The sequence below is a fragment of the Pseudomonas sp. PS02288 genome (assembly GCF_029959715.1).
In the GTDB taxonomy this organism is placed as follows: Bacteria; Pseudomonadota; Gammaproteobacteria; order Pseudomonadales; family Pseudomonadaceae; genus Pseudomonas_O; species Pseudomonas_O kuykendallii.
Map to the genome: position 1 here is coordinate 1 of NZ_JASCPA010000110.1, position 5,533 is coordinate 5,533.

General features: G+C 66.9%; 5 protein-coding genes. All 5 read right to left on the minus strand.

The window, feature by feature from the left end; translation table 11 throughout:
- Positions 1-80: 80 nt before the first annotated feature.
- Positions 81-1,079, minus strand: a complete 999-nt coding sequence (gene dctP / locus QMX85_RS23095; protein WP_282344848.1) for a C4-dicarboxylate TRAP substrate-binding protein DctP — start codon at positions 1,077-1,079, stop codon at positions 81-83.
- A gap of 363 nt (positions 1,080-1,442) precedes the next feature.
- Positions 1,443-2,261, minus strand: a complete 819-nt coding sequence (locus QMX85_RS23100) for a CoA ester lyase (RefSeq protein ID WP_282344850.1) — start codon at positions 2,259-2,261, stop codon at positions 1,443-1,445.
- 83 nt (positions 2,262-2,344) lie between these two features.
- Positions 2,345-3,550, minus strand: a complete 1,206-nt coding sequence (locus tag QMX85_RS23105) for a CaiB/BaiF CoA-transferase family protein (RefSeq protein ID WP_282344853.1) — start codon at positions 3,548-3,550, stop codon at positions 2,345-2,347.
- Positions 3,551-3,681: 131 nt separating this feature from the next.
- Positions 3,682-5,034: an MmgE/PrpD family protein gene (locus tag QMX85_RS23110; RefSeq protein WP_282344856.1), complete on the minus strand. Its 1,353-nt coding sequence runs from the start codon at positions 5,032-5,034 to the stop codon at positions 3,682-3,684.
- Positions 5,031-5,429, minus strand: a complete 399-nt coding sequence (locus QMX85_RS23115) for a VOC family protein (RefSeq protein ID WP_282344859.1) — start codon at positions 5,427-5,429, stop codon at positions 5,031-5,033. Before QMX85_RS23115 ends, QMX85_RS23110 begins: the two co-directional genes overlap by 4 nt.
- Positions 5,430-5,533: the final 104 nt, after the last annotated feature.

Genomic DNA, 5,533 nt, shown 5'->3' on the forward strand with positions numbered 1-5,533 from the left:
TCCGGTTTACCAGAAACCGCCCCCCCTAAAACCCCGCGGGGGGGGGCGCCGCCGCGCCGGGGCGCGGCGGCCATGGCGGATCAGGATGCCTTGTTGGATTCTTCGGCTGCCTTGATCAGATCGGCGCCGATCTCGCCCTGGAATTTCTCCCAGACCGGACGCATGGCTTCACGCCACTCGGCACGCTGCTCGGGCGTCAGCTGGATGATCTCGCTGGTCTTGGCGTCGATGATCTTCTGCTTGGACGACTGGTTCAGCGCCTCGGCTTGCTTGTTCACCTCGACCGACACCTCGGCCATGATCTCTTCGAGTTGCGGGCGGATGTCATCCGGCAGCCCTTTCCAGAACTTGGCATTGGTGATCACCATGTAGTCGATCAGGCCATGGTCGGACTCGGTGAAATACTTCTGCACCTCGTTCACCTTCTGGCTTTCGTAGTTCGACCAGGTGTTCTCGGTGCCGTTGACCACGCCGGTCTGCAGGCCCTGATAGACCTCGGCGAAGCTCATCTTGCGCGGGTTGGCGCGCACCGCCTTGAACTGCTCCTCGAGCACGCTGGAGGCCTGCACGCGGAATTTCAGGCCGCGAGCATCCTTGGGTTCGCGCAGCGGCTTGTTCGCCGACAGTTGCTTCATCCCGTTGTGCCAGTAAGCCAGGCCGAGGATGTTCTTGTCCTCCATCGAGGTCAGCAGTTCCTTGCCCTGCGGGCCGTGCTGGAAGCGGTCGACCGCGGCGATGTTGTCGAAGAGGAACGGCAGATCGAAGATCTGCACCTTCTTGGTGTACTGCTCGAACTTGGCCAGCGAAGGCGCCAGCAGTTGCACGTCGCCGAGCAGCAAGGCCTCCATTTCCTTGCCGTCGCCGAACAGAGACGAGTTCGGGTAGACCTCGACCCGCACCTTGCCTGGCAGGCGTTCTTCCGCGAGTTTCTTGAACAGGTTGGCGCCCTGCCCCTTCGGCGTGCCGTCGGCGACCACGTGGGCGAATTTGATGACGATGGGATCGGCCGCCTGGGCGAAGCCGGAAACGCCGAGGGCGAGCGTAGCGGCGCAGAGCAGCGCCTTGGGGAGCTTGAGCATGAAGTCACCTTTTATTGTTTTTGGAATGTTGGATAAAACATCCACCGCCGAACGATAGACCCAAGCCGAGGAAACGGCCCGAATGTAATCCAATAGCAGGAGGAAGACTCTGGCTACTGGATTCGTCGCTCAATGGCGAAGGCTTTTCCCAGTAAAGCGATTATCAGGGTGCATAAGCCGGCGCGTTTCGTAAATTAGCTTTTTTATAATCCGGCGTTCGTCATTCGCGAACACCAATCCGGGCGTCGCCAACGCGATGGCGAAGTGCCCGATTTCCGCGCACTCCAGCGCTGCGCACATATCCCGTTACATCAAAAGCAGCAGCGCACTACCGACCAAAGTCTTAGTGCGCCGTAGCGCTGCTCAGAGCCTAGAGAACGCCAGCAGCCTTTGTGCACGGGCCAATACGGGCGCATCGACCATCTGTCCGTCGACCTGATAGGCCCCCGCGCCGCCACTGCCGGCATCGATGACCCGTTGCGCCCAGGCCAGCTCCTCGGCGCTGGGCGCCAACGCCTGGTGAATCACCTCGACCTGCCGGGGATGAATGCACAAGGCGCCGGCGAAGCCCATGGCCGCCGCCAGGCGGATCGACGCACGCAGCCCCTCGGTATCACCGATGGCCGGATGCACGCCGTCCAGCGGCGCGGCCAGCCCGGCCCCGCGCGAGTGCAGCAGCACCGCGTAGCGCGCCTGGTCCAGCACGCGTCCAGCGCCCTCGCTGCCGCTTTGCAGATTGAGGTCCAGGGCCAGGTCCAGGCCGCCGAACGACAGGCGCTCCACACCCGGCGCGCCGGCGATCTCGGCCAGCGCCAGCAGGCCGCGCGCGCTCTCGATGATCGGCCACACCGGCTTGCCGACGGCGGCCACTGCAGCCACCTGCACGGCGCTTTCCACCTTGGGCAGCAGCACGCCGACGACGCCCGCCTGGGCCTTGCAGAACGCCAGGTCGGCGGCGTGCTCGGCGTGTTCCGGGGCGTTCACCCGCACCAGCAGGCGCACGCCGGGTTCGGCCGCGAGGAACGCCGCCAGGTTGTCGCGCGCCTGGCGCTTGAGCGGCTCCTCGACGGCGTCCTCGAAATCGACGATGACAGTATCGGCGCCACTGGCCAGCGCCTTGGCGAAACGCTCCGGGCGACTGCCGGGCACGAACAGGGCCGTGCGAAGGGGGGATGGACTCATGGTTCTTCTCGTGTTGTGGCGGGGAGCGTGGCGCTCCCCGGTCCTCTCCCGCAGGAAGAGGAGTCGTTGGGACGACGTGGCGCCTAGATGACGCCGCTGTCGCGCAGGCGCTCCACCTCGTCGCTGGAGTAACCGAGCCCGGCGAGAATCTGCGCCGAATGCTGGCCGAGGCCGGGCACGGCGTCCATGCGCGGGATGAAGGCGTTGCTGCGCCCCGGCGGCAGCAGCGACGGGAGCGTGCCCGCCGGGCTGTCGATCTCGCGCCAGCCGTCGCGCGCCTTGAGCTGCGGATGGGCCCAGACACCGGCCATGTCATTGACGTGGGCGTTGGCGATCTGCGCCTGCTCCAGGCGCTCGATCACCTGCTCGGCGCTGAGTTTGGCGAAGGACTCGACGATGATCCCGCGCAATTCGGCGCGATTGGTCGAGCGCTTGAAGTTGGCCGAGAAACGCTCGTCCACCGCCAGCTCCGGCTGCAGCAGCACCTTGTCGCAGAACGCCGCCCACTCGCGCTCATTCTGCAGGCCGAGCATCACCGTGCCGCCGTCGCCGGCCGGGAACGGGCCGTAGGGATAGATCGTCGAGTGCGCGGCGCCGGCACGCGGCGGCGGGGTCGCGCCTTCGTAGGCGTAGTACATCGGGTAGCCCATCCACTCGACCAGGCTTTCCAGCATGGTCACGTCGATACGGCTGCCCTTGCCGGTGCGGCCGCGCAGCAGCAGTGCGGAGAGAATGCTGCTGTAGGCGTACATGCCGGCGGCGATGTCGGCGATCGAGCAGCCGGCCTTGGCCATTTCCTCCTCGCCCGGCCCGCCGGTGACGGACAGGAAGCCGCCCTCGCTCTGGATCAGCAGGTCGTAGGCCTTCTTCTTCTCGTAGGGGCCGCCCTCGCCGTAGCCGGAGATGTCGCAGACGATCAGCTTCGGGAAGCGCTCGTGCAGCGCCTCGAAAGACAGCCCCATGCGCGCCGCGGCGCCGGGCGCAAGGTTCTGCACCAGCACGTCGGCGTCCTCCAGCAGCGCGTCGAGGATCTTCGTCGCGTCGTCCTGCTTGAGGTCCAGGCTGAGGCTTTCCTTCGAGCGGTTGGTCCAGACGAAGTGCGAGGCCAGGCCGTTGACGCGCTCGTCGTAGCCACGGGCGAAGTCGCCGACGCCGGGGCGCTCGACCTTGATCACGCGAGCGCCGAGGTCGGCCAGCTGGCGGGTGCAGAAAGGCGCGGCGATGGCGTGCTCCAGGCTGACCACGGTGATGCCGTCCAACGGACGCGGGTTGTGTGCGATGTCGTTCATTTCCGGTTCCTGCGTTTCTTGTTTGTGGCCGCGGCGCCGGCCGCGTCGGTGGATCGATGAAGCGCATCCACCCTACGCCTCGTTCGTGGCCGCGGCGCCCGTAGGGTGCGCTATGCGCACCAACCCGTGATTCAGGCCAGCACGCCGAGGTCGTCCAGCTCGCGCAGGCGCCAGACCAGGGCGATCAGCTCGCCGGCCTGCTCGGGCGAACGCGCGCCGGCGAAGGCCAGCAGGCGGCGGAACTTGTCTTCAAGTTCGGGACGGCTGAGGGTGTTGCCCGGATCGCCCTTCGGCTCGTCGATGGCGGCGGACAGCCGGCGCCCGTCGGTGGTCGTCACCTCGACCCGGCCGAGCCAGCGCGCCGGGTAGGCGCCGTCGACCTCGGGATCGAGCTGCATGCTGACCTTCTCGCGGAACGCCGATACGTTCGGGTCGGTCAGCGCCAGGGTATGGAATTCGGTGAGCTGCGCCTTGCCGTGCACGGCGATCAGGCCCAGCACGGTGCCCATGGAAAACTTCGCCTGGTGCACGGTCTGCGGCACCACCACGCGACCGAGCACGTCGATGGCGCCCTGGTGCACGCGTGTGGTGACCTGCTCGATCTGCTCATGGCTCAGCCCTTCGCGCTGCATCAGCTGCAGCAGGGCGTCGGCGGCCGGATGGGTGTGACGGCAGGAGGCGTGAAACTTGAACGAGGTCTCCACCAGCGCCCAGCGGCTGCCGAGCCGGTCGGACAGTTTGCTCGGGTCGGCATCGCTGGACATCCCGGCGGCCATGCCCTGCTCGCCCTCGAGGATGTTGCGCGCGCCGGTCAGGCCGTCCTCGGTCAGGTAGGCGGCGAGCAGCCCGTCGGCGGCGGCCTTGGCCGTGTGCAGCTGCTTGGAGTCCGCCGCGTCGCGGAGGAACTCCCAGAGTCCGGCGGCCTGGGTGCCGGCGTTGCCGAGCAGGTTGACGAACTGTTCTTGGTTGAATTCCAGCAGCTTGCCGACCGCCACCGCCGCGGCGAGGGTGCCGACCGTGGCGGTGGTGTGGAAGATGCGGTAGTGCGAGCGACCCATGAATTCGCCGATGCGGATGCCCGCCTCGTAACCGGCCAGCGCCGCCAGCAGCAGCGCGCGGCCGGACTTGCCACGGTCCTGCGCGGCGGCCAGCACGGCGGGGAACACCACCGTCGCCGGGTGCAGCACCGAGCTGTTGTGCAGGTCGTCCTGCTCGACCAGGTGCGAGCTGGCGCCGTTCACCAGGGCGGCGAAATACGCCGAGCTGCGGCTGCCGCTGACCAGGATGTTCGCCGGGCCGCTGGCCGGGCCCATCTTCTGCGCATAGCGCTCGAACAGCGGAATCGGGTGCGAGCCCTGGCTGGCCAGCGCCGAGCCGAGCCAGTCGAGGAACAGGTCCTCGGTGCGCGCCAGCACCGCCTCGGGCACGTCTTCATACGCGAGATCGGCCAGGAAGGCGGTCAGTTGCCGGGTGTGTTCGCTCATTGTTGTTGTCCTTCGTCCAGCGGATTCGAGAGTTCGATCAGGTTGAAATCGGGGTCGCGCACGTAGACCGAGCGGATCGGCTGCGTAGCGCCGGTGCGTCGCACCGGGCCTTCGAGGATCGCCACGCCTTGCGTTTCAAGGTGCGCAATGACCTCATCCAGCGGCGTGGCGACGATGAAACAGAGGTCCGCCGAGCCCGGCGTCGGGCGCTCGGCCTTGGGCTCGAACTCCTTGCCGGCCTGGTGCAGGTTGATCTTCTGCATGCCGAAACCGAGCGCCTTGCGCCCCTCGCCGAAGGTCACTTCCTGCATGCCCAGCACGCGGGTGTAGAAATCCACCGTGACGTCGAGGTCGGCGACGGTGAGTACCAGGTGATCCAGGTGGTCGATGTGCATCGTTGATCTTCCGTCCAGGCAATCAGTGGCGCGGGGGTTGGTGGGCTGCAGCCCACCCTACAAAGGGGGTCCGGCGTAGGGTGGGCTTCAGCCCACCGCTCTTA